19 protein-coding genes are annotated in these 23,615 nt (G+C 54.6%); 14 read left to right on the plus strand and 5 right to left on the minus strand.

Annotated features, from left to right (window positions below; genetic code table 11):
* The 5 genes from AC2FND_RS13975 to AC2FND_RS13995 form a co-directional block, all read left to right on the plus strand.
* Positions 1-2,929 (plus strand): beta strand repeat-containing protein (locus AC2FND_RS13975; protein ID WP_496770372.1); only part of this gene is annotated, 2,929 nt, incomplete at its 5' end.
* A 46-nt stretch (positions 2,930-2,975) separates the two neighbouring features.
* Positions 2,976-3,815 (plus strand): SapC family protein, encoded by an 840-nt coding sequence (locus AC2FND_RS13980; protein WP_496770374.1) that lies wholly within the window; start codon positions 2,976-2,978, stop codon positions 3,813-3,815.
* Positions 3,805-5,148, plus strand: a complete 1,344-nt coding sequence (locus AC2FND_RS13985) for a TolC family protein (protein ID WP_496770375.1) — start codon at positions 3,805-3,807, stop codon at positions 5,146-5,148. The genes AC2FND_RS13980 and AC2FND_RS13985 overlap by 11 nt, the downstream gene beginning before the upstream one ends.
* Entirely contained in the window at positions 5,145-7,292 is a 2,148-nt protein-coding gene (locus AC2FND_RS13990; protein WP_496770376.1) for a type I secretion system permease/ATPase, read from the plus strand. The genes AC2FND_RS13985 and AC2FND_RS13990 overlap by 4 nt, the downstream gene beginning before the upstream one ends.
* Positions 7,276-8,586, plus strand: a complete 1,311-nt coding sequence (locus AC2FND_RS13995; protein WP_496770377.1) for an HlyD family type I secretion periplasmic adaptor subunit — start codon at positions 7,276-7,278, stop codon at positions 8,584-8,586. The genes AC2FND_RS13990 and AC2FND_RS13995 overlap by 17 nt, the downstream gene beginning before the upstream one ends.
* A 117-nt stretch (positions 8,587-8,703) precedes the next feature.
* Here the strand turns inward: AC2FND_RS13995 and AC2FND_RS14000 are convergent, their stop codons facing one another.
* The 3 genes from AC2FND_RS14000 to AC2FND_RS14010 all read right to left on the minus strand — a co-directional run bounded on the left by AC2FND_RS14000 (position 8,704) and on the right by AC2FND_RS14010 (position 13,041).
* On the minus strand, positions 8,704-9,405 hold the full coding sequence (locus tag AC2FND_RS14000) for a response regulator transcription factor (RefSeq protein ID WP_209507102.1): 702 nt from the start codon (positions 9,403-9,405) through the stop codon (positions 8,704-8,706).
* On the minus strand, positions 9,405-11,300 hold the full coding sequence (locus AC2FND_RS14005; protein ID WP_209507103.1) for a PAS-domain containing protein: 1,896 nt from the start codon (positions 11,298-11,300) through the stop codon (positions 9,405-9,407). The genes AC2FND_RS14000 and AC2FND_RS14005 overlap by 1 nt, the downstream gene beginning before the upstream one ends.
* 202 nt (positions 11,301-11,502) lie before the next feature.
* Positions 11,503-13,041 (minus strand): alkaline phosphatase family protein, encoded by a 1,539-nt coding sequence (locus tag AC2FND_RS14010; RefSeq protein ID WP_496770378.1) that lies wholly within the window; start codon positions 13,039-13,041, stop codon positions 11,503-11,505.
* A 256-nt stretch (positions 13,042-13,297) separates the two neighbouring features.
* On the opposite strand from AC2FND_RS14010, the gene AC2FND_RS14015 reads away from it, so the two are divergent.
* From AC2FND_RS14015 to AC2FND_RS14030, 4 genes are read left to right on the plus strand one after another with little or no spacing between them, the layout of a single operon-like run.
* Positions 13,298-14,422 (plus strand): ABC transporter permease, encoded by a 1,125-nt coding sequence (locus AC2FND_RS14015; protein ID WP_496770379.1) that lies wholly within the window; start codon positions 13,298-13,300, stop codon positions 14,420-14,422.
* Between the two features lies 1 nt (position 14,423).
* Positions 14,424-15,239 (plus strand): ABC transporter ATP-binding protein, encoded by an 816-nt coding sequence (locus tag AC2FND_RS14020; RefSeq protein WP_209507106.1) that lies wholly within the window; start codon positions 14,424-14,426, stop codon positions 15,237-15,239.
* A gap of 5 nt (positions 15,240-15,244) precedes the next feature.
* Positions 15,245-16,561: an MlaD family protein gene (locus AC2FND_RS14025; protein WP_496770380.1), complete on the plus strand. Its 1,317-nt coding sequence runs from the start codon at positions 15,245-15,247 to the stop codon at positions 16,559-16,561.
* Positions 16,558-17,214: an ABC-type transport auxiliary lipoprotein family protein gene (locus AC2FND_RS14030; protein WP_496770381.1), complete on the plus strand. Its 657-nt coding sequence runs from the start codon at positions 16,558-16,560 to the stop codon at positions 17,212-17,214. The genes AC2FND_RS14025 and AC2FND_RS14030 overlap by 4 nt, the downstream gene beginning before the upstream one ends.
* Positions 17,215-17,299: 85 nt before the next feature.
* Here the strand turns inward: AC2FND_RS14030 and AC2FND_RS14035 are convergent, their stop codons facing one another.
* Positions 17,300-18,880 (minus strand): FMN-binding glutamate synthase family protein, encoded by a 1,581-nt coding sequence (locus AC2FND_RS14035; protein ID WP_496770382.1) that lies wholly within the window; start codon positions 18,878-18,880, stop codon positions 17,300-17,302.
* Between the two features lie 251 nt (positions 18,881-19,131).
* Between AC2FND_RS14035 and AC2FND_RS14040 the strand changes: the two genes are divergently transcribed.
* Both AC2FND_RS14040 and crcB read left to right on the plus strand, forming a co-directional pair.
* On the plus strand, positions 19,132-19,500 hold the full coding sequence (locus AC2FND_RS14040) for a fluoride efflux transporter FluC (protein WP_496770383.1): 369 nt from the start codon (positions 19,132-19,134) through the stop codon (positions 19,498-19,500).
* Positions 19,497-19,859, plus strand: a complete 363-nt coding sequence (crcB, locus tag AC2FND_RS14045) for a fluoride efflux transporter CrcB (RefSeq protein WP_496770384.1) — start codon at positions 19,497-19,499, stop codon at positions 19,857-19,859. Before AC2FND_RS14040 ends, crcB begins: the two co-directional genes overlap by 4 nt.
* A 200-nt stretch (positions 19,860-20,059) precedes the next feature.
* Here crcB and AC2FND_RS14050 read toward each other — a convergent pair whose 3' ends face one another.
* Positions 20,060-20,677 carry a TetR/AcrR family transcriptional regulator gene (locus AC2FND_RS14050; RefSeq protein ID WP_496770385.1) on the minus strand — a complete coding sequence of 206 codons (618 nt, stop codon included), beginning with the start codon at positions 20,675-20,677 and terminating at the stop codon, positions 20,060-20,062.
* 145 nt (positions 20,678-20,822) lie between these two features.
* Between AC2FND_RS14050 and AC2FND_RS14055 the strand changes: the two genes are divergently transcribed.
* The 3 genes from AC2FND_RS14055 to AC2FND_RS14065 all read left to right on the plus strand — a co-directional run.
* On the plus strand, positions 20,823-21,752 hold the full coding sequence (locus AC2FND_RS14055) for an AEC family transporter (RefSeq protein WP_496770387.1): 930 nt from the start codon (positions 20,823-20,825) through the stop codon (positions 21,750-21,752).
* Between the two features lie 102 nt (positions 21,753-21,854).
* Entirely contained in the window at positions 21,855-22,688 is an 834-nt protein-coding gene (gene fghA / locus AC2FND_RS14060) for an S-formylglutathione hydrolase (RefSeq protein WP_496770388.1), read from the plus strand.
* A gap of 3 nt (positions 22,689-22,691) precedes the next feature.
* A partial coding sequence (locus AC2FND_RS14065) for an FAD-dependent oxidoreductase (RefSeq protein ID WP_496770389.1) occupies positions 22,692-23,615 on the plus strand: 924 nt, incomplete at its 3' end.

The raw sequence follows: 23,615 nt of genomic DNA on the forward strand, positions 1-23,615 counted from the left end.
AGAAGACGGGCAAACCGTAACGGTTTCACTGAACGCGCAAAACTATTCCGGTACGGTTTCCGGTGGACAGTGGAGTGTAACCGTCCCGGCGGCTGACCTTAGCGCCTTGCCTGACGGTGCAATCGTAAATGTAACGGCAGACGTCGCTGACGCGGCTGGAAACCCGGCCCTACAGGCCAGCGGAAGTTTTGATACGGATTTCACCGCTCCAAGTGTTTCTCTGGATCCCGTTGCGGGTGGATCAATTGACCTGATTGATGTGGCTGGTGACTTAACCTTAACGGGTTCCACCACGGCCGAGGACGGGCAAACCATCATCGTCACGTTCGACGGTCAGGTGTACACCGGTATTGCGACAGGCGGAAATTGGACTGTCACGATCCCCAATTCCGACCTCGGCAGTCTGTCCACTGGAACACCTGCTGCAATTGTTGTGGCGGTCGAGGACGTCGCTGGCAACCCGGCCGCACCGATTCTTGTTACTGTACCAGTGGACTTGACCGGCCCCTCTATTTCGATATCTCCTCTTTCCGTCGGCGCAGTTCTCAACGCTGCTGAAGCCGGATCAAGTTTGGCCATAAGCGGGGCAACCGCCAATGTCGAAGATGGTCAGCAAGTCACCGTCACACTGGATGGTCAAACCTATACCTCAACAGTGATGGGCGGAACATGGACTGTAACTGTCCCAGCCGGTGATCTGGCATCTTTGGCCGACGGTGGCAGCTTTCAGATCACCGCAGATGTCAGCGACGCAAACGGGCTGACAGCCCCTCAGGCTGATGTGACACTTTCGAAAGACGTCACAGCGCCAACCCTCAGCATCGACACGTTCTCGACCGGGGCGCTCTTGAATGCTGTCGAATTGGCGACAGACCTGACAGTATCGGGCGCTACGTCGGCTGAAGACGGTCAAGTCGTTACCGTCACTTTGAACGGGCAATCTTACACTGGGATAGCCACCGGAGGGTCATGGAGCACAGTTGTCCCCGCCATAGATCTTGCGGCCCTCTCTGATGCCGCCACCGTGACGGTCACGGCTGATGTTTCGGACGCGGCAGGCAATCAGGCGTCACAAGCCAGCAATAGTTTCGCCACCGATTTCACACCCCCCACCCTAGGAATAACCAGTATTTCTGATGGCGCTCTCATGAACGCTACTGAGCAAGGTACCAACCTGGTTGTCGCGGGAACTTCTGACGCTCAGGATGGGACAGTCATTACTGTTGAGATTGCCCGAACTGACGGTACTGTAGATATAAGCGGTACAGCAACGGTGTCCGGTGGTGTCTGGACCTATACCGCAACAGTTGCCGAACTTTCAGGCCTCCAGGACGCAAGTGTCTATAATGTTACGGCTTCTGTTTCAGACGCTGCTGGGAATGGCAACCAAACCTCGACAAGTTTTACAACCGATTTTACAGCGCCAGCAATCACGATCGACAGTTTGCCGGTTGGCTCCGTATTGGATGTAACGGAACAAGGTACAGACCTGACAATTTCAGGTACGACGACCTCGGAAGATGGCCAAACAGTCTCTGTCACGTTTGGCGGGCAAACCTATACCGGTATTGCTTTGGGCGGAACCTGGGCGATCACTGTGCCAGCCAGCGACCTGGGCGCGCTGTCCGACGGAACAAACCACACCATCACCGCAACAGTTGACGATATCGCTGGCAACAGCGCAGTACCGGCAAGCAGTTCGGTAACGACGGACTTTCGACCTATTCTGATGCTGAACGATATCGGCGTAAACAACGCGGTGGCCCTTGCTGATGCCAAGGTGTCAGGCATTACTGTCAGCGGTTCCTCTGCCGGGCTTTCAAACGGCCAGATTGTAGATGTTTTGCTGAACGGCAGTTCCATCGGCAGCGCGACAGTAACCGCGGACGGATCCTGGACACTGGCTGTTGCGTCGTCAGATTTCGCCGCCATAGAAGCTGGGGATGCCCTGTCTATTTCAGCCCAGGCAACCGTTGCAGGGGGACCAGATCCCTTGCCTGTATCGGATCAGGCGGTTGCTCATGAACCAGCTGCGTACGTGATCTCTGAGGTCGGGCGCAGTGGATCAACCGTTACATTTGCTATTTATGCCGATGCAAATCGTGACATCTCTGGTGGCTTGGCTTTTACAGCGGAGCTTGAGTTCGACTCATCTGTCGCCACTTTCGACACCGGGTCTGACACGGAAAACAGCGCGTTCGATTTGTTCCTTGCAAACCTAGGTACAGGAGACATCATCAACTTCGCTGGGGCGGCGACTGTTTTTTCTGATTTGTCCCAACCTCTTGTCACCTTCACAATGACAATACAGGATGCTGCCCAACCCATTGAGTTGACGATAAAATCACCCGAAGGTGGCCCTCTTTCTGTTCAGTTTGGCACCAATGGCAATGACATCCTCACCGCGGCAAACACGGATACAATCATTCGTGGCGGTGGCGGCGATGACAGCATTGACATCGTCGAAGCCGGGCGGGACGTCGTTGTCTTTGAAGCCGACCCGAACAACAATGGCGCAGACAGCATAACCGGTTTCACAATTGGGCCCGCAGCAGATGTGACCGACGCTCTGATGTTCAGCGGACTGAATGTCGCTTCACTTCGCGGTGATGGCACCGGTTTCGAGCTGCTTTCTGTCGGCGGCACATTGGGCACAGACACCGGATTTGTGGGCCTCGATACCGTTCTTGCAGACCTCACTGCCGGGACACTCGAAACGGCTGTAGAGAGCCTTGCCGGAGCGTTTGCAGGTGACGAGCTCTATGTGATGGCAACGGACGGAACAGACAGTGTTCTGATCAAAGCTGATTTCTTGACACCTGGCGATGCCAACGTCGAAACCCTCGCCACTTTCCATGGCCTGGCCGATCTCAGCGGCTTGACTGCCGACAACATCATACACACCGACCCAACCGGTGCGACGGCTTGACCCAACTCAGGAAAAAATTGGCGTTCATCAGAAACACGAGGCAGTTATGGCGCAGATTGGCTTAACCCCGGTCACACGATTACGACATGGTCATCGGTTCTGGAAACGTTACACGTCGTTCGAATTCGCGCGCGACATGGTCGACTGCCCGGTGGCAGAGGCAGAGGTCCTACAGGCAGCAGCCACTTTTCCGATCGCGTTCCGGAAATCCGAACGGGGATTTTACCCCGTGGCAATCTTATCGATGACACCAGATAAACCGACGCCATTCGTGTCAGCGAAAGGGGAATGGCGCGCAAGCTACGTTCCCTCGGCACTACGGTGTGTGCCATTTCAGTTCCGATCACCTGAGCTTCAGGACAAAACCGGAGAGGGGGAGTTTGGTTTGCTTGTCAACGAAAGCTTGGACCTGGTTACCGACAACCCCGACGATGAGCCATTCTTTGACCGAACCGGAGCGCTGGGGCCTGAACTGCAAAATGTTCAGGCGTTCTTTCGCAAGATTACAGCGTCACTGGAGAACACATATCAGTTGTGCCGCACGATAGGTGGTATGGGGCTTTTTTCTCCACTCGCCTGCGTACAAATGGACGAATGCCTCGGCGGTTACTTCGGCGTCGACCTGGCTGCTTTGCGGCAAGTTCCTTCAGCGCATCTGTCATTACTCGCCATGAACGGAGGCCTGCGCCTCATACATGCCCACCAAGTTTCCTTGACCCATTGCGCGTGGCTTTTGCCAGCTCAAATGCGAGCCGAAGAATTGGCGAAAAAGTCGTCGACCGGTGTTAGGTCGGATGCTTCAGAATTTATGGAGGCGCTGGCAGCCGCCCAACGAAAGGAAAGCTTGTTGGACCATCGGTGGCAGGAGGGTCAGTATGCCATTTAGTAAGTATTCATATTATTTTATTGCGTTCAGTCTGCTTCTGATTTCCATTTCTGCCTGCACGCGTCCACCTGATTTGACGCCAGTTACGATGTCCTTTGCAGCCCAAACAGCCGGCGCCGGGGCAACTAAACCATCAAAATCACTCAGTCACAGTGCCTTCGGGCAGCGGGTGAAAAAGGCGGTTGAGAACAGTCCCAACCTAGCGCAAGCCAAATCCAGAATGGGTATCGCGAAGGCTAAACAAGACGCAGCTGAAGGCGCTTTTCTCCCGGAGATTTCGCTGGGATTAAACGCACGGTCTGAGAGGATTGCATCAGATATCGCGGACGTCTCGCCGTATCTGAGGGTCTCACAATTGGTCTATGACGGCGGGGCGGCTTCAGGGGATCTGACCGCTGCGCGGGCACGTGTCTTGGAAAGCAGAGGCGATCAGATTCAAACGGCCTCATCCACTGCTCTCGCAGCTATCGAGACCTATGTACTTGTCCTCGATCAACGAAAGATTCAAAGCATCGCAGCACAGAATGTTTTGACCCATGAAGAGCTTGTTCGCCAGATAACCGACCGAACAGAAAACGGCGTCGGTTCAAGTGCCGACGTCCTGGCAGCCCGGTCACGCATGTCCGATGCGCGCACAAAGCTGGCTGATGCGTATGCGCGCACAGACCGCGCCGAAGCGCGATTCCGCGAAGTATTTGGGGATGAGCCTGGCACTCTTTCTGCACCAGTTCCGGCACCTGGGCTGGAAAGAAGTGACATGCAGATCATAATGAACAGTCCTCAGGTTCGGCGGTCCGATGCTAGCCTTCTGGCCGCCAAGGCGGAATGGTCCGCAGCACAAGCGCGCCGCAGCCCTGATGTCAGGGTCGCCGCATTCGCAAACCAGGATAACAATCGTGACGCGAATTTTGGAGTGGATCTTTCTTTCAATTACGAGTTGGACAGCACCGGCCAACGCCGCGCCGCAATAGCAGCGGCGGAATCGTTGGTCAAAGAGACAGAGTTTGCGCGCGAGCAGCTTATCCGAGAAATTACGCGAGAATTGGGTTTTATCCGTTCGGATCAAAAAGCGGGTGCCGATCGGTTGCGCGAAGCCCGGATTGCAGTGGAGGCTAACGCGGAAAGTGTCGCTGCATCCCGTGAACAATTTTCAATCGGCCGCCGCAGCCTCATTGAAATTCTGGATGCTCAGCGCGACTACGTAAATGCTCAGGAACGTTTGATCCTTGCGGAACAGAGCTACTTTCTAACCAATTATGCAGCCCTAAGCCTGACCGGAGACATACTCGACCTGCTTGGGGTTTCATTGGGCGACTGGGGCAATACACAATGAACGCATCCGACCCTGCCCCCAATGCCTCGTTACTTACACCGTTTGAAGCCTGTCTGTTGAATATCTCGTCGGCACTTGAACGGCCATTGAGTCTCGCGGCGCTGCACGCAGCGCAAACTGGCGCAGATGGGGATTTGACAATACGGGACATTCTCGCCCTCTCGCAAAAGGCGGGCATGCAGGCGGGGTATGGGGCAAAGCGCCTTTCCGAATTGGACAACAATCTGACGCCCACCCTGTTGCTGTTGGCAGAAGATAAAGCCGTTGTCTTTCACGGACGAACGCAAACCGGCGCTTTATTGGTCTTCGACCCAGAGCTAGGCGAAGGTGTCGGTGAAGTTTCCGAAGACAGGCTGGCAGCCTGTTATACCGGTTACGCAATCCTGTTCCGTCGCCATCACGACGGCGAAACGTTGGGGGGGGCCAGTTCACATGGCGGTCACTGGTTCTGGAACGCACTATCCGCCAGTCGTTGGTCATACATTCAGGTCGCACTCGCAGCGGCGCTGGCAAACCTTCTTGGTTTGTCCACGTCCGTTTTCATCATGGTGGTCTATGACCGGGTATTGCCTAACGAAGCGACTGAGTCGCTGATCGCTTTGACCATGGGCGTGGCGTTGGCATTGTGTTTTGACTTTGCCCTCAAGTTGCTGCGGGCGGGATTTATCGACAAGGCCGGGCAGAAAGCCGACTTGTTGATGGGCCGTCGCATTTTCGACCAGTTGCTGAACATCCAGATGAAATCGCGCATGGGGTCTACTGGTGCTATGACCGGCACCATTCGCGAGTTTGAAACTCTGCGAGAGTTCTTTACATCCGCGACGCTGGTGGCCGTTGTCGACCTGCCTTTCATTGGGTTGTTCATCCTGGTGATCTATCTGGTTGGGGGACAACTGGCTTTGATCCCCGCTCTGGCCGTACCTTTGGTGCTCCTGACAGGTTTGGCAGTGCAGCCAGTTTTATCAAGGATGGCGGAACGAAGCTTGTCCGATGGGCAGTCCAAACAATCAGTTCTGGTTGAGGCTGTTTCGGGACTAGAAACCATAAAAACAACGGCAGCAGGCCAAAAAATGCGCGCACGATGGGAACAGGCCATCGAACAGCAGTCAGCGCATGGTGCGCGAAGCCGGACGGTCACGCAATTCGCGCTGAACCTGACCGGATTCACCCAACAGGCCGCGCAAGTGCTTGTCGTATTTCTTGGTGTTTTTCTGATCACGAACGGGCAAGCCAGCATGGGTGCGCTGGTCGCTTCGGTAATGTTGACCGGTCGGGCGTTGGCCCCTCTGGGTCAACTGGCGCAGACGTTGACCCGCATTAACCAGGCCAGATGCGCTTATCGCAGTCTCAATGCGCTAATGCATGCAGAAAGCGAACGCCCGGAGGGGCGCACATGGCTGACCCGATCTGATTTCAAAGGGGAAATTGCCTTCAATAACGTGCATTTCTCGTATTCTGACCAAAGCGAAGATACCCTGCATGGTGTCTCATTCACAATCAAGCCTGGCGAGAAAGTCGCAATTCTCGGTCAAATCGGATGCGGGAAAAGCACGATTGCGCGCCTGCTATTGGGGCTTTACACGCCACGAGTGGGCTCGGTCATGGTTGATGGATTGGACATACGTCAGATCGACCCGGGTGACTTGCGACGCAATATCGGATCCGTTTTACAGGATGTCTGGCTTTTTTCGGGGTCTGTCAGGGACAATATCGCCAGTGGCGCAATCCGACCCAGAGATTGCGACATTGTCGAAGCCGGCCGCATTGCCGGAGTCGAAGAATTCGTGAACAGCCATCCTTTGGGCTATGATATTCAACTCGCGGAACGTGGTGAGGGGCTTTCCGGTGGGCAACGGCAGGCAATCGCCCTGGCACGGGCACTTGTCGGGCGTCCTCCGGTTTTGCTTTTTGACGAGCCAACCAGTGCGATGGACGTCAAAAGCGAAGCCCAACTGGTTCAGCGTCTGAGTAAGTCAACTTCCGGGTCAACCCTGGTCATTGTAACACACAGAACCAGCCTGCTGGAGCTTGTGGACAGAGTTATCGTTCTGGAAAACGGAAAAATCGCGGCTGATGGGCCCAAGAGCTTGCTGACGCAGCACATGCGCCAGAAAGGGAGGCACTTGAATGTCGCAGCATCCTGATCTGGCGAAGTTGGCGCGCGAAATGCAGGGGCGGTCCCCCGTTCGTGGTTCATTGCTCTTGCTGTTGATCCTGTCCTGTATTGTCTCGGCCGGGCTGTGGGCGCATTTGACCGAGTTGGATGACGTAACGCGCGTCGACGGGCGGATCGTGCCTTCGGGCGACATTCAGGTGATCGATGCCTCCGAACCTGGCGTGTTGCGGTCGCTCCATGTGCGCGAAGGTCAGTTGGTCGACAAAGGAACATTGTTGATGGAACTGGACGCCACACAACTCGACAGCCAACTTAGCCAGGAACAACAGCGCGCTTTCGGACTGCAAGCCCGTGCACGACGACTGCAAGCAGAAATTGATGGTACGCAATTGAATTTCGATGCGCAGTTGATCGAAGGTGCACCCAGTGTCGTGCGTTCGGAAACTGCATTGTATCAGGGTCGGCAAGCAGAGCTGGAAGCAGAAATCGCCATATTGGAACGACAACGTGAGCAAAAGCAGCGAGAACACGAAGAAGGTTTAGTGGATCAGGTAACAGCAGAAGAAACCCTAAAGGTGCTTGGGGAGGAGCGTGCAATCATAGCTCCGCTTGTCGAGCGGCAAATGGAACCGGCAACGACATTGCTGGCGTTGCGGCGCAGCGAAGCCGAGTGGCGCGGTCGCAAGGTCCGTGCCGAAACCGTGACCAGTAGGTTGCAAACCGGATTAGATGAAATAAATGATCGCATTCAAGCTGCTCACAGCCGATTTCGAAGTGCGGCGCTTACTGAATTGGCCATTGCAACTGCGGAACTGGCGGCTTTGCAACCCGCCTTGCCAGCCCTACGCGACCGCGCTGCACGAGCGCAGGTTCGCTCTCCGGTTCGCGGTATCGTCAACCGCATCCACCGAACCACCATTGGGGGTTTGGCGCGGAGTGGCGAAGACCTTGTCGAGATTGTTCCCCTGGACGACACACTATTGGTCGAAGCTTACGTAAAGCCCGAAGATATTGCATTTTTGCGTGCTGGACAGCCCGTAAAGGTAAAGATCACGGCTTATGATTTTGCGCGATACGGGGCGCTGGATGGTGAAATCGTACGGATTGGCGCCGATACCGTCACACGTTCAGAGCGGAACGACGAAGAGGTGTTCGTTGTGGAAATTCGCACGAGCGACACCATGCTCGATGGAAATGGTGTTGCTGTGGAAATCATACCCGGCATGATCGCAGAGGTTGACATTTTGTCAGGTCGAAAATCCGTATTGGAGTATCTGCTGGAACCTGTTGTGAAGATAAAAGATCAAGCTTTGCGTGAGTAACTGAAAAGACCATAAAATAGTTTTTTTTCAAATTCTTACAGTATCCTCGATCAACATTGCCTGACGCAGAGGGGATCGATAGAAATTCAGGTTCGCAATCTGACTACCAGAGCGTCATTATTTCCAGTCGACATCCCCCAGGAAAATATACCCGGCACCGTAGATCGTTTTGATCAGGCGCGGATTCTTTGGATCTTCACCAAGTTTCGTACGCAATCTGGAGATTCTGACATCCATAGCACGATCAAAACTGTCGCCGGCCGCACCGCCCAAAGACTCCTGCATCTGCCCCCTGCTGATCAGCCGTTTGGGGCTTTCCAGAAACAGACGCAGAACCTCGCCTTCAGCATGGCTGAAAGGTGTTTCAGACCCTGACCCGTCTTCCAGCACATACCGATCAAAATGCGCAATCCAACCGTTGAATTCAGCCGTATCCGATTGTGACGTCCGCCCGCGCGGTGCGCGCAACCTGGCGCGGACCCGGGCTACGACCTCGGTAGGGTCAAACGGCTTGGTAATATAGTCATCTGCGCCAAGCTCCAGCCCTGTCACACGGTCCTGAACCTGTGCTCGGCCGGAAATAATGATCACAGCTGCACCCTGTTCCAGCGCCAAGCGATGAACAAGCGCCAGCCCGTCGGTATCTGGTAAAGACAGGTCCACAAGACAAACATCCGGGGTCACTCGATTTAGGGCTGCTTCAAACTCTCTGGCACGAGAGAAGCTCTGCGTCCTGAAACCGGCATCCTCCAGGGCATCCGTCAGAATGCGCCGTATCTCGGGTTCGTCGTCGAGAATGGTCACCAGCGGTTGCGACATCAGGCGGCCTCGGTTTGGATGAGAGCGGACAATTGAGCCTGTGAGAACGGTTTACGCAAAACAGGGGCCAAAGCAAGGGCCCGTTGATGCAGCGGATCTGAAATTGGCAGAGATGTCATAAGGATAAACGGCAACCCCGGCTTCAACTGTTCAAGGATGTCCAAGCCTGTACCGTGTCCTTCCAGACGGATATCCGACAAGACTAGCGAAATGTCCTTCACACTTGATATCAAGGCCAGTGCTTCATCAACTGAATTTGCTTCAATGACAGTAAAGCCCAAATCCACAAGCATGTCCCTAAACTGCCCGCGCAGGTCTTCGTTATCTTCAACCAACAGTACCAACCCGTCCTGCGCCGGAGGAGCGGGCCGAAAAGGCAAGCGCATGACAACTGAGGCCCCAGATGGCGTATTTCTTAGATTCAGATCACCACCGGCAAGCTTGACCGTATCATAAACCATCGGCAGCCCCAGACCCGAACCGTCGCTCCCTTTTGTTGTAAAAAACGGGTTCAGCGCCTTTTCAAGCGCCTCGGGTGAAAACCCCGGCCCGGTGTCAGAAACTGTGACTTCGATCCAGATCTCACCTATGGCATGTGCACTGATCGTGATCTGGCCCGTGCTTCCGCAGGCGTCCCGGGCATTTAGGACCAAGTTTAATAGCGCATCCTGAACCATACCTGGATCAAGCATCAATGTCTGTTTCGGCAAGGTGTTTACGACGGACAGGCCTACACCGCGAGGCAGTGACGGTGTCGCCAGAATCCTCAGATCTTCCAACAATCCCCCAATGTCAGTGGCTTGCGGTTGCGGCGTTCGGTTTCCAGTCATGTCGGCGATCCGGTTCAGCAGTTGCCCGCCCCGACGCGCGGTTTGTTGAGTTGCCGCCACAAGTTCCCGCGCACCATCCGGCAAATCCATCTTGTCGAGGCGGGACTGCATCCCAAGGATAATAGTAAGCAGGTTGGAAAAGTCATGGGCAAGCCCGCTGGTCATCTGGGCCGCCATCGCCCGACGGCGGGTTTGCTGTAATGCAACGCGTGCCTGTGTCTCTTCGGTGATGTCCACCGACATCACGTACACGCCCCCTGCCCCATCCGGCGTAAATGAAACCCGAATACGGCGGGAATCCTGATCTTCAGTGAACTCAAAGACCGACGGCTCTCCGCTATAGGCCTTAAGCAAATGGGCCTGAACCCGTTCAAAGGCGGTCGCACCCAGCGCTTCAGAAATATGAAGCCCCAGAATATCGGACGGACGCCCAGGCATGACGGCGCTCAGCCGACGGTTCGAGTAATCGTAACGGCCGTCGCTGTCTAAATGCGCGATATGAGCCGGCATCATCTCGGTCACCATACGAGTGCGGGCTTCAATTTCGGTCAATTCCCGCTTGGCCTCTTCCAGCGCTGCGATCGTGGCCGCAAGTTTGCGGTTGGTTGCGGACAGTTCTTCCGCGTGGCTCAGCAACTGTTCCGACAGTTCCTCTGACCGCGCGCGCAACAGGTTTTCCGCCCGCCGTGTGCCGGTAATATCGGTGTAAACCGCGACCCACCCGCCTTGTGGCAGCGGCGCGCCTTCTATTGAAACAACCTGCCCATTGGGGCGCACGCGCTCCATGTAGTGAGGCTCAAACGCCAAGGCTTGCTGGACACGCAGATTGACCATTTCATCGACACTTTCATCGTCGCCATACTCACCGCGGCTGGCAAGAAAGTGGATCGTGTCGCGAAACAGAGCGCCCCTTTGAACCAGCTCGTCCGGCAAACCGAACATTTCCTGGAAGCGGCGATTGCTGAGCACCAGTTGCAACTTGCTGTCATAAATGGAAAGCGCCTGACCGATCAGGTTCAGCCCGGCGGTCGTCATCGCCTTGATACGCTTTTCGGTTATGTTCAAGTTGGTCTTCTCCACGGCTCATGCGTAGCATCAGAAATCACGCGCGGGTAGTGGAATTGAGAGGAGGCGTTTTCAGACCCAGCCTTCGGTTTAATGCTTTTGACGATCCGTGAATGCACAACGTGAAAATACGTTGACAAATCAGCCCACAACAATACGCCCGGCGGTGCCAGAAACGATGAAGGTGTACAATATCCGCGTTCTAAGATGTATATCTGGGGCGGGATTTTGCACCTTCAGATGTGATCGAGTGCAAGGACAACGTGTGGTCCATGTTTCTCATCCTGTGGCGCAACATCTGTCGGCTTAACCGTGCGAGATCCGTTGCAAAATCTGGATTCTCCGCGACGTTCTCGAATTCGCCCTTACCTAGATGGTCGAACAGGATCGGGGGCAGGTCGGCAGCGAACTCGACCAGGGTGAACCGTTCATCCCGCAATATTCCCAAACACGAGTCGCTGTTACCGGTCCCCAATTCCTGCTGCCATAACGTCGGGTTTTCAGGTTCTGAGAAATCAAGTTCGCTGAAAGAATAATCGCGCCAATTGTCCGGGATATTACCCCGCAACAATGGCAGCAAGGATCGACCATCCATAGCGTTTGGAACAGCCTGCCCTATCCAGTCCAGTATGGTCGGAGTGACATCCACAGACTCGGTTGGTACTTTGATCTTGCTTCCAGCCACAGCTTCGTTCCCTGGCAAACGGATCATAAGCGGTGTGTGATACGCCGCATCGTAGACCGTCATCTTGCCCCAGCTGTGTCGATCCCCCAGCATTTCACCATGATCGGCGGTGATAACCAGCAGTGTATCGTCGTATTGCCCGCTGTCCTTCAGGTACTGGACAACACGACCGATGTGGTGATCAACCTCGGTCGCCAGGCCCAGATATATAGCACGCAAGGTGCGAATGTTTTCGTCCGTAGGTTCAACGTCGTCGAAACCGTGAACGAATTTTTTCGCGCTATAGGTATCCAGCTTTGGTCCGAAAAACGGGTGCAGTGCTTTTTCTGCTGCCGCGCTTGGCAAGCAATGCGGCAAAGGGATGCCCGCCGGGTCATACATATCATTGTAAGGGGCCGGTGCGACCAACGGCGGATGAGGGCGGATATATGTCAAATGGGCGAACCAACCCTTTCCACGATGCGGCGCGATTCCGTCCAGGAAGGCATTGGTCAAAAAGGCTGTGTCGCTGTCTTCGGCCCGATACAGCGCGGGATCGTTCAATCGCGGCTGTCCACCAACAGGCGAAACGGGCTTGTAAACATCCCAGTACGTTTCGAACTGGTACCCCTTTTTCATCAAATGCGCTTGCCACGGATATGATTCTTCAAGGCGCATTTCGACAACTTCGACAAACCCTGTCATCGACTGCTCGTAAGACTTGAGATCTGGGTCATTGGGATCATGGACGCGCGGATCGGCGGAGGTATCTGTGTACCCAAACAACATTGGCAAGTAACCAGCTTTGCGCATTTCCGTGGCGATGTTCGGGGTATCGTGCCGTAACGGCGTGCCGTTTCTTACCGACCGGTGATTCATAGCATATTGGCCGGTCAGGATCGACGCGCGCGAGGGACCGCAGGGATTGGTGACCGAAAAATGGCGGGTAAAGGTCACGGCCTCATCCATAAAAGCCCGTAAATTTGGAAGGTTCACATGATCTGCCAAGGCCCCGGACAAGCAATCCGCTCTGAGTTGATCGATGATGACAAACAAGACGTTCTTGGTCTGATGCATACCGACTTCTCCCATTCCGCGCCGTATTAACCAACGCGGAATGTGTCTTGCTTCCGGCTTATGCGCAACCGATTTGTGGGTTGTACATGGCACATAATCCCCAAAAAAGTCGCAGAGCGAAAACATCTGGCAGGGATCAGTTCAAGGCGGTCCAATACTGCGACCGGCGTGACGCCAAGGCCATGCGGCGCGGCAAAAAGATGTCCAATGGCACAAAGCCGTTGCGGTCTTCGAGTGTTTCACTTCACATGACCTCATGACGCAGCCCACGATAATCTCAGAATACGATTCCAACGGCACTCGTGTACGCATATCCGGAGAGCTGCTCACGCAATCGCTGCAAACCGTTGAGCAGGGTTTTGCCTCTGTCCGTCTAACCGGAGACAGGGTCGTTCTTGATCTGTCCGATGTCAAAGCTCTTGATACAGGCGGTGCCTGGCTGATCGCGGATCTCGGTAGACGCTTCACGTCGCAAGGTGCAACACTTGAGTTTCAAGGGGTGAAACCAGCACATGCCACTCTGATAGATACTGTAACCCGCAGCATCCCCGACGAACCCGGTGAGCTTGATAAACCGCGAAGTCTGCTAGATTTGATCGCCCAAATGGGCCACATCACGGTAGGCGCCTGGCGGGACACACTTTCGATCCTCGAATTTCTGGGTCTGACACTGCATAGGCTGTTTCGTACCATTATCATGCCATGGCGACTGCGCAAGGCAGCGCTGGTCACGCACATGGAAGAAACCGGGTTCAAGGCACTGCCAATCGTGGCCCTTATGGGATTTCTGATCGGTGTCGTACTCGCCTTTCAGGGCGCGACCCAACTGAAGCAATTTGGAGCTGAGATATTCGTGGTCGAGCTGATCTCGATCTCGGTTCTGCGTGAACTGGGCATATTGCTGACCGCCATAATCGTTGCCGGGCGCTCGGGTTCTGCATTCACCGCATCTATTGGTTCGATGAAAGTGCAGGAAGAAATTGACGCAATGCGAACACTGGGTCTGGACCCGATCGAAGTTCTGGTCATTCCCCGCGTATTGGCCTTGTTGATCATGCTGCCCATATTGGGGTTTGTCGCCGATATGGCAGGCCTGTTTGGCGGCGCCTTGATGAGCTGGATCGACCTGGGTGTAAGCCCCGGCATGTTTCTTACTCGTTTGAAGGAAAACACCGACGTCTGGCAACTGGCGGTCGGCCTGATCAAGGCACCGTTCTTTGCGCTCGTCATCGGCGTTGTTGCCTGCTGGCAGGCAATGCAGGTCAAAGGGTCCGCCCAAAGTGTCGGTCAACGTACGACAGCATCAGTTGTTCAATCCATTTTCATGGTGATCGCAATCGATGCTTTGTTTTCGATCTTCTTCTCAGAGATCGGAATATGACATGAACAATGACACACAACAGGCATCGTTGGCCGCGACCACAGACCGCGAGGCGGTCATTCGTGTGCGCGGGCTCCGAACTCAGTTCGGTACGCAAGTGGTTCATGAAGGCCTGAATCTTGACGTCTGGCGGGGAGAGGTTCTGGGAATCGTCGGCGGGTCGGGCACCGGTAAATCCGTGTTACTCAGAACTATCGTAGGGCTGAACAAACCCGCCGCCGGAGAAATCGAAGTTCTGGGCGTCGATGTTCTGAATGGTCCGGAAGATGATCGTCGCAGAATCGAACGCCACTGGGGCGTTGCCTTTCAGGATGGGGCACTGTTTTCGTCGCTGACCGTGCTCCAAAATGTGATGGCTCCGTTGCGGGAACACACAGGTCTCAGCGAAAAACTGATGGAGTCTCTGGGTGCATTGAAGATCAGCCTTGTGGGCCTGCCACAGCTGAGTTGCGGTAAGTTTCCCTCGGAATTATCGGGCGGTATGCGCAAACGCGCCGCGCTGGCCCGGGCGCTGGCCCTTGACCCCGAGATCGTTTTTCTGGACGAACCGACCGCAGGATTGGACCCTATCGGCGCAGCGGCATATGATGAACTGATCGGCGAGTTACAGCAGGCACTTGGGTTGACAGTTTTTATGGTCACCCATGATCTGGACAGCCTTTACGCCATCTGTGACCGCGTTGCAGTGCTTGCAGAAAAGCGCGTGTTGGTTGAAGGTCCGATTGAGGACATGACCAAGGTCGACCATCCTTGGGTACAGGAATACTTCACAGGCCCCCGCGCCCGCGCGGCGCAGCAGAAGGGGCAAAACAGGTAAAGGCAATGGAAACCCGGGCGAACTATATCCTCATTGGCGCGTTTACCCTTGCGGGGTTGCTGGGCGCATTCGGCTTTTTCCTGTGGCTCGCCAAGTTTGAGATCACGCGCCAATACGCTTATTACGATGTTCTTTTCGACAATGTCGCGGGTCTGTCGGCGGCAGGCGGCGTAAACTTCAACGGCCTGCCCGTCGGGCAGGTCATTTCGTTGGAACTGGACGAAAATGATCCGTCAAAGGTTCGGGTGCGGATTGAAGTGGACGCAGACATTCCGATAACCGATGAGACAATCGCACAGCTTCAGTCACTTGGCGTAACCGGTGTTGGCTACGTTGAACTGACCGGTGGATCGGCTAACGCTGAACGATTGCCACAAAAGAGCATTATCAAGAGCAAACGCAGCGCAATTCAATCCCTGTTCGAAGGCGCGCCAAAAGCTCTGGATGAAGCCGTGACGCTTTTGGAAAACCTGAACAAAGTCGTCGATGATAAAAACCGGGAAGCTGTGAGCGGTATTCTGGACAATCTTGCTTCGGCTACAGGTAAACTGGACAAGACACTGACAAGTTTTGAATCCGTCGCAAGTGACATCGGCAGCGCTGCGCAGGATATTGGCGCGTTTTCAAAGCGGCTGGACCCTCTGATCGAAACCGCTCAAACAACGCTTAAGACCGGCTCTGAAACACTGGAAGCTGTCAAAACGGCATCCGAGTCCGCCAAGACAGCGCTGGATGAAGCTAATACAACCATTCAGATGGCGGACCGTATTTTGCAGCAAGACGTGAAGCCTTTCATTGAGCGAAGCTCGCAACTGGCTGAACGATTGACCGTTTTATCTGATGAAGGCAGCGTTACCCTTGGAATTGTGAACGAAACCGTGATGAACGCCAATACGACGCTTGGCTCGATTACTACGGCGATGGAGTCCGCCAAGGGGGCGCTGGCTTCGGCAGAATCCGCTTTTGACTCTGCAAATCGTGTCATGGAGGAAGACGTGGCACCTGTAGCGGAAGATGTCCGGAAGGCGGCCAATCAGGTGACCGAAACCGTCGCGGGCATCACGGAAAAGATCGACCAGATCTCGGACGACGTCCTGAGCGCGTCAAATTCCGCGTCCGAACTATTGGGAACCATCGATGGCATTGTTCAGAGCAACCGCCGACAAGTTTCGGATTTCCTGCGTGTCGGGTTGCCTCAATTTATTCGTTTCATCGAAGAATCCCAGCGCCTTGTCATCGGTCTGGATCGCCTCGTAGACAAAGTTCAACGCGATCCGGCACGTTTCCTGTTGGGCACCCAAGCATCGGAGTTTCGTCAATGATCAAGCCTGCACTTGCAATGTTGATGGTTGTCTTGTTTGGCGGCTGCGCTGGTTTGGGCACGTTGCAACAAGCGGCAAAACCAAATGATTTGTATCTGCTTACCCCTAAAAGCACGTTTTCCTCGGCGCTGCCCAGGATTGACAAGCAGATCGTCGTTCAGGAACCGTCGGCAACCGCCGCAGTGAACACGGACCAGATTGCCGTTCAGCCTACTCCGTTGCAGGTGCAATACCTGCCCCGCGCTCGTTGGGTCGATCGCGCACCTTTGATCGTTCAGACCCTTTTGGTCGAAAGCTTCGAGAACTCGGGCAAAGTTGCAGCCGTTGGACGCTCAACCGTAGGCCTGCGGGCCGATTACATAATTGTACCCGACCTTCGAGAGTTTCAGGGGGTTGTGATCGCGGACACCGAGAACGGAACCAAAGTTCGTATTGAAGTGCGCATGAATATCAAGGTGATCGACGAGTACGAAGACAAAATCATTGCATCTAGCTCGTTTCAGGAAAACGTTGTGGCGACCAGCGATCAGACACCCGACCTGATCAGCGCATTTGATCTGGCTTTAGGGCGCGCGATGAGAGATTCTGTTGAATGGAGCATTCGCAAGATCAATACCCACGTGGCAAACAACCCGCGATCCATTCCCAGATAACGAAAGTTGCATAAGACGGCGGAAAAAGCGGGCAATTACGGCCGCGCTTTCACATGACCAATCATCGCGCTACCTAATGTGGTTTTCAGAATTGTGCGGCCGAAGCTCGGTTCCAATCATCTCCAAATTCTTCGGGAATGTCGTCCTTTAACAAGGCACCGTCCTCCAGATAAATATAAAGCTCGGCATAGGTACGCTCATGCTCGTCCGCAGTTCGGCGCAGGATATCACAGGGATGTAACTCGGACGCTTTTTCCTTGCCCATCGCGCCCAAAAGCTCGCGGAAACTTTCCAGTGTGGCATCGTGATAGCGATGAACACGCCGGCGTTTCTGCGGCACATTCACGGCGCGCCCGCGGATGGGATCTTGTGTAGCCACCCCTGACGGACAACGGTTTGTGTTGCAATGCAATGCCTGGATGCAACCCACCGCAAACATCATCGCACGCGCCGAATTGCACATGTCGGCACCAAGCGCCAACTTCTCGACCATGTCATAACCGGTCGCCACTTTTCCGGAACAGATGATCCGAATCTTGTCACGCACTCCGGCACCGCGCAAACAGTTGCCGACAAAGATCAAGGCTTCGTTCAGGGGCATACCCAACCGGTTGGTGAATTCCACCGGGGCTGCGCCCGTGCCCCCTTCTGCCCCGTCAATTGTGATGAAATCCGGCAAGATACCCGTTTCAAGCATTGCTTTACAGATCGCCATGAATTCGGACGGCCTGCCGATGCACAGCTTGAACCCGACAGGTTTGCCGCCGGACATCTCTCGCAAGTGCTGGACAAAATGCATCAAACCTGTGGGCCCATCGAATGCGCTGTGGGTAGGCGGAGAAATCACATCCTGATGTTCAGGCACACCCCGTATCTCGGCAATCTCGGCATCGACTTTGGCGGCAGGCAGAACACCGCCATGGGCAGGTTTTGCGCCTTGTGATAACTTGATCTCAATGGCCTTGACCACGTCCTTGCCTGCCTTTTCGGCAAACTTGTCCTTGTCAAATCCACCAGCAGGGGTCCGGCACCCGAAATAACCCGTCCCGATCTGCCAGATGATGTCACCACCTTCGGCCAGATGATGCGGTGACAGCCCGCCTTCTCCGGTGTTATGCGCGAACCCCCCATCCTTGGCTCCTCCGTTCAGCGCGCGGATGGCGTTGGCGCTGAGCGCGCCAAAGCTCATGGCAGACACGTTGAGGCGTGAGGCGCTGTATGGTTGCGTACATTGTGGACCGCCCAGCATTACACGTTCTTCACTCTTGTCCACATGTTTGGGGGCTAATGAGTGGTTGGCACGATGATACCCGGTTTCCGTAATGTCGTATTGTGTGCCGAACGCCTGTGTGTCCACCTGCCCCTTGGCCCGAGAGTAAACCAACCCTCGGACAATCCTGTTGAAAGGCCGTCCACTTTCGTTGGTTTCCACGAAATATTGGCGAATTTCCGGACTTACAAATTCCAGCATGTACCGGAAATGCCCAAGAACCGGATAATTGTTCAGGACGTTATGTTTGGTCGTCAGAACATCATAAAGACCGATGATCGCATACGGCACCAAAATGAGCAGAAGCCAATGCGCAGGCGACCAGAAGAACCCAAGGATCAGAACCAACGGCAGACAGACACAGCTCAGAAAAAAGAAAATTCTGCGTACAATCATGTTCCATACTCCTTGTGTTATTATCGGGCTGATGAGCCATGCTGTCAGAACTCAACGTGAAACAGATTGAAATTTTATTTCAAGTGCCCGCGGAAAAATGTCTGCTGAGGGGCGCAAACGTGAAATCATGTTACGAACCGCCCAACTGTTGAACCCGGTGCAACCGGCGGATAAATCACGCTTAACGGACGACAAAGGGCCGATCCTTGGCAAACACACAATCCCACCTCTGGCGTGACCGAAAAAGCGTGATGTATCTGTCCGTCTTCGCAGGCGGTGCGCTTGGGTCGTTGTTGCGTGAGGCGTTTGCACTAGAGATCCCAGGCCTAAGCTTTCTCACCTCGACTTTCGGCATCAACGTGGTCGCCTGTTTTGTTCTGGGCTGGCTGTATTCCGTGCGCAATAAAGTGCACGCGCATGTTCTGCACCTTGGCGCTGTCGGGTTTTGCGGTGGATTGTCGACCTTCTCATCTTTTGTTGCTGATCTTGAACGAATAGCCGATGGCGGCCTATGGGTAACGTCCCTGGCAATCGGGCTGGAAGTTTCATTTGGCCTTGCTGCCGCGCTGATTGGCGAAAGACTTGGTCGACATTTTCATTCCAAAACGTTGTCGTCATGAACGAATTGTATCTTCATTTCATGTTCGCTTTGGGTGGAGGTCTGGGGGCCGTGATGCGCCATTGGCTGGCGCTGAAGATTCGGCACGACTTGCCACTGGCAACCTTACTTGTAAATGTGTTGGGTAGCTTGCTGCTGGGGATCTGGGTTGGGTATTTGGGCGGTCCTGTAGACATACCCGAGGACCAAAAACGCCTTGTTTTCGGGTTTTGCGGCGGTTTTACGACTTTCTCCAGCTTTGCCTACCAATCGCTTGAACTTCACCGCGAACGCACATTGTTTTTGGCAGCAGGCAATATTCTGATCAGCCTTGCTCTGTGCTGGTTTTCGTTCTGGCTTGGCCTGTTGCTAGCGAGCTAAAGCGCACCAAACTGGGCAACAAACTCAGACGCTGATCTGCTCTTCTTTCCAGCCTACGTTGAGTCCCAAACCGCGCCAACGGTTTGACAAATAAAGAGTTTGAAAAGACTTATCGCTGTAAGCTGAACTGCATCGAGTGTTCTGGTGTGTGAGCAATGGTCTGTGTCCCTGATCCGGACATGGGCCATTTCTTAATCGGATCAGACCCCATAACGGGCAAGAAACATATCAACGGCTTGTGTCGCTACTTCGGCGATTTCTTCTTTGCTGAACGAATTCTGAATTCCAAAGGCCGCTCGAGTCCAGATCCTTACCTTGCAAAGCTCGGAAAACTGCTCGGCCGCGATATGAACATCTTCAACCACCAACTCACCTTTGGCCACGGCTTTTTCAAGATATTCCGCCATTTGACGCTGGCCGTTTTGTGGCCCCGCCTCGTAAAATGCGCGGCCAAGTTCCGGAAACCGGTCCCGTTCGGCAACACAAATCCGGAATACTTGCTGCGCGAAATCTGAAACCAGAAACGCCGTCAGCTGCGTCGCCGCGATCATCAGTACTTCGCGGGCGGGTTTGGTCTCGTCGATCATCGCCACGACCCGTTCAGCCATCAGGCAGCATTCTGTTTGCGCAACTTCCATGAACAAAAGACGCTTGTCCGGGAAATAGCTGTACAAGGTTGCTTTTGACACCCCAGCCGCGCGGGCAATATCATCCACGCTTGCGCCCTCAAATCCATCCGCCATGAAAACCTCTCGGGCCCCGCGCAAAACCTGATCGAACTTTCGGCCTGTGCGCAGGATGGTGGCGGTCTGGGTCATGTCATCTCCTCGATCAATACCTGTCACAGTTTATAAACCGTTCGGTTCAGGTACAAGGATTCTCGTATTCCCCTTTACTCTGACCTCGCTCAATTTAGGGTGTTGAGCTCTTGCGACGGTTCTAAACCGTGCTAGGACTTGGCCCATGGCCGATATCTTTTTGCGTACACTTCCCTTTTTTGCAATCATCGGCCTTGGCTTTTGGGCTGGGCGCACACGGTTCTTTACAGCCGAAGCAACCGCATATCTAACCAAGTTCGTCTTCTTCTTCGCGCTGTCGGCAATGTTGTTTCGATTTGCAGCGACCCTGCCCTTTGCCGAGATTTTCAACGCAAGACTGATCTTCGGTTATCTCATAGGCACCGCTGCTGTTTATGGCATAGCAACTTGCATAGCGTGGATACGCGGCCTTGACGTGCCTACTTCGGCGGTTGAGGCACAATGCGCTGCTATTGGGAACGTTGGCTTTCTTGGCCTGCCAATGCTCGCGCTGCTGTTCACCGAAGCCGCTATTGGCCCGGTCATGCTGGTCCTGACCGTAGATCTGGTGGTATTCTCGTCTCTGATCGTGATCCTGATCAACGGTGGGCGCGACGGCAGGCTGACCCCAGCCACATTCAAACTGATTGGAATGGGTCTGCTCAAGAACCCGATGATTGTCTCGATCTCTGCCGGGCTCGTCTGGTCATCCCTGCAAATCCCGGTTCCCGATCCGTTGAACAACTTTCTTGACATTCTGGGTGGTGCCGCAACCCCCGGAGCACTTTTTGCCATCGGCGCTTCCTTGGCAAGCAAATCCGCGGAAAGAATTCAAATCGCTGCCTGGTTGAGTTTCTGCAAACTAGTGATCCACCCGCTTTTCGTAGCAATCGCCCTAATCTGGCTGATCCCGATCGAAACATTCCCGGCAAGCGTTGCAATTGCGGCGTCCGCTCTGCCCGTAGCAGGAAATGTCTATATGCTGGCCGCGCATTACAGCATTGCCCCACAGCGCGCCTCGGCTGCTATTTTGTTGTCGACGCTCGTCAGCATTGTCACCATACCACTTGTTATTGCGGTTCTAGGTACCCCCTGACCTTCACCTTTTCAAAAATACTCACTCCAAAGGCACTCGGACTTTACGCCGGGTCCGTGGATCGTTAGCCATGTTGCGACTCTAGAATAAGGACGATGCCTGATGGAAACCCTTTCGGAAAATGCCTGCTTCGGTGGAGTGCAAGGCGTGTATCGCCACGCTTCGTCGGCATGCCAATGCGACATGACGTTTGGCCTTTTTCTTCCGGCCGAGGCGAAAGATGGCCCGGTTCCGATCTTGTGGTATCTGTCTGGTCTGACCTGCACCCATGAAAACGCGATGACAAAAGCTGGCGCACAGGCGTGGGCTGCGGAACAGGGAATTGCAGTGGTGTTTCCCGACACTTCGCCACGCGGTGAAGGTGTTGCGGATCACGACGACTACGATTTGGGTCAGGGCGCTGGGTTCTACGTGAACGCCACGCAGGAGCCTTGGGCACCGCATTTCCGGATGTGGGATTACATTGCCGACGAATTGCCCGCCCTGCTGTTCGAAAACTTTGCCATCGATAGCGAACGTCAGGCCATCACGGGTCATTCCATGGGCGGGCATGGTGCATTGACGTTGGCCATGAACCTTCCGGGACGGTACCGCTCGATTTCGGCCTTCGCACCCATCGCGAACCCGACGGGCGCTGACTGGGGGCGCAAACAGCTGGGCGCGTATCTGGGGGATGATGAATCTCTTTGGGCCAAACACGATGCTTCCCTGTTAATGAAAGAAACCGGTTTCGACGGCCCCATCCTGATCGATACGGGCACCAATGATCAGTTCATGGACTTGCTGCGCCCCGAAGCGCTTGCCCAAGCCATCGCTGAGCGTCGCCAGCAAGCAACCATCCGCCTCCAGCCGGGGTATGACCATTCATATTTCTTTGTATCTACCTTCATGGAAGATCACATCGTTTTCCACGCCGAAGCGCTGTACGGAGACTGAGGTATGAGCAAATACGATTATGATCTGGTCATCATCGGTTCCGGGCCTTCGGGGCGTTCTGCAGCCATTCAGGCTGGCAAGCTCAAGCGACGGGTTCTGGTGATCGACCGTAAAGACCGTTTTGGTGGGGTGTCCGTTCACACGGGCACTATCCCATCCAAAACATTGCGCGAAACAGTTCTGAATTTGTCCGGTTGGCGCGAGCGCAGTTTTTATGGCCGTTCCTATCGGGTCAAGGACCAGATCCGCGCCGAAGATCTGAAAGCCCGCCTGCACATGACCCTCGATCACGAGGTCGATGTGTTGGAACATCAGTTCAACCGGAACCACGTCGATACTCTGGACGGTTTAGCCAAGTTCGTCGGGCCACATGAAGTGGAAGTCGCCACCGATGCTGGAGAGACCACACGTGTAACGGCCGCCAAGTTTTTGATTGCGACAGGAACCAAGACCTATCGCCCCGATTATGTTCCGTTCAACGGCAAGACCGTGGTCGATGGCGACGAGTTTCTGGAAATGGCGGAGATCCCGCGTTCACTGGTTGTTATCGGTGCCGGGGTCATTGGGGTCGAATACGCCACGATGTTCTCGGCGCTGGACGTTCGGGTGACGCTGATCGAGCCGCGGGATACGTTTCTGGACTTCATCGATAGCCGCTTGATCCATGATTTCACCCATCAAATCCGCGAAAACGGTGTTGATCTGAGGTTGGGATCGGCTGTCGAAAAGATTGAAGATGCGGGCGAGCATGTGGAAGTGACCCTAGAAAACGGGCGTCACGTGCGGGCCGAAATGCTGCTGTTTGCAGCCGGGCGCATGGGCGCAACATCGAAACTCAATCTGGACTCAGTTGGACTGGAAACCGATCACCGCAATCGGATCAAGGTAGACCGCAAGACATATCAGACCGCGGTTCCGCATATCTAC

It is taken from the genome of Ruegeria sp. BHSB056 (genome assembly GCF_059613305.1).

Coding starts and splice junctions, on each gene's coding strand:
- AC2FND_RS13995 (WP_496770377.1), top strand. CDS start 7,276: ATGTCGCAGCATCCTGATCTGGCGAAGTTGGCGCGCGAAATGCAGGGG.
- AC2FND_RS14020 (WP_209507106.1), top strand. CDS start 14,424: ATGAACAATGACACACAACAGGCATCGTTGGCCGCGACCACAGACCGC.
- AC2FND_RS14000 (WP_209507102.1), bottom strand. CDS start 9,405: ATGTCGCAACCGCTGGTGACCATTCTCGACGACGAACCCGAGATACGG.
- AC2FND_RS14025 (WP_496770380.1), top strand. CDS start 15,245: ATGGAAACCCGGGCGAACTATATCCTCATTGGCGCGTTTACCCTTGCG.
- AC2FND_RS14015 (WP_496770379.1), top strand. CDS start 13,298: ATGACGCAGCCCACGATAATCTCAGAATACGATTCCAACGGCACTCGT.
- AC2FND_RS14050 (WP_496770385.1), bottom strand. CDS start 20,677: ATGACCCAGACCGCCACCATCCTGCGCACAGGCCGAAAGTTCGATCAG.
- AC2FND_RS13990 (WP_496770376.1), top strand. CDS start 5,145: ATGAACGCATCCGACCCTGCCCCCAATGCCTCGTTACTTACACCGTTT.
- AC2FND_RS14030 (WP_496770381.1), top strand. CDS start 16,558: ATGATCAAGCCTGCACTTGCAATGTTGATGGTTGTCTTGTTTGGCGGC.
- AC2FND_RS14035 (WP_496770382.1), bottom strand. CDS start 18,880: ATGATTGTACGCAGAATTTTCTTTTTTCTGAGCTGTGTCTGTCTGCCG.
- AC2FND_RS13985 (WP_496770375.1), top strand. CDS start 3,805: ATGCCATTTAGTAAGTATTCATATTATTTTATTGCGTTCAGTCTGCTT.
- crcB (WP_496770384.1), top strand. CDS start 19,497: ATGAACGAATTGTATCTTCATTTCATGTTCGCTTTGGGTGGAGGTCTG.
- AC2FND_RS14040 (WP_496770383.1), top strand. CDS start 19,132: ATGTATCTGTCCGTCTTCGCAGGCGGTGCGCTTGGGTCGTTGTTGCGT.
- AC2FND_RS13980 (WP_496770374.1), top strand. CDS start 2,976: ATGGCGCAGATTGGCTTAACCCCGGTCACACGATTACGACATGGTCAT.
- fghA (WP_496770388.1), top strand. CDS start 21,855: ATGGAAACCCTTTCGGAAAATGCCTGCTTCGGTGGAGTGCAAGGCGTG.
- AC2FND_RS14010 (WP_496770378.1), bottom strand. CDS start 13,041: ATGCATCAGACCAAGAACGTCTTGTTTGTCATCATCGATCAACTCAGA.
- AC2FND_RS14055 (WP_496770387.1), top strand. CDS start 20,823: ATGGCCGATATCTTTTTGCGTACACTTCCCTTTTTTGCAATCATCGGC.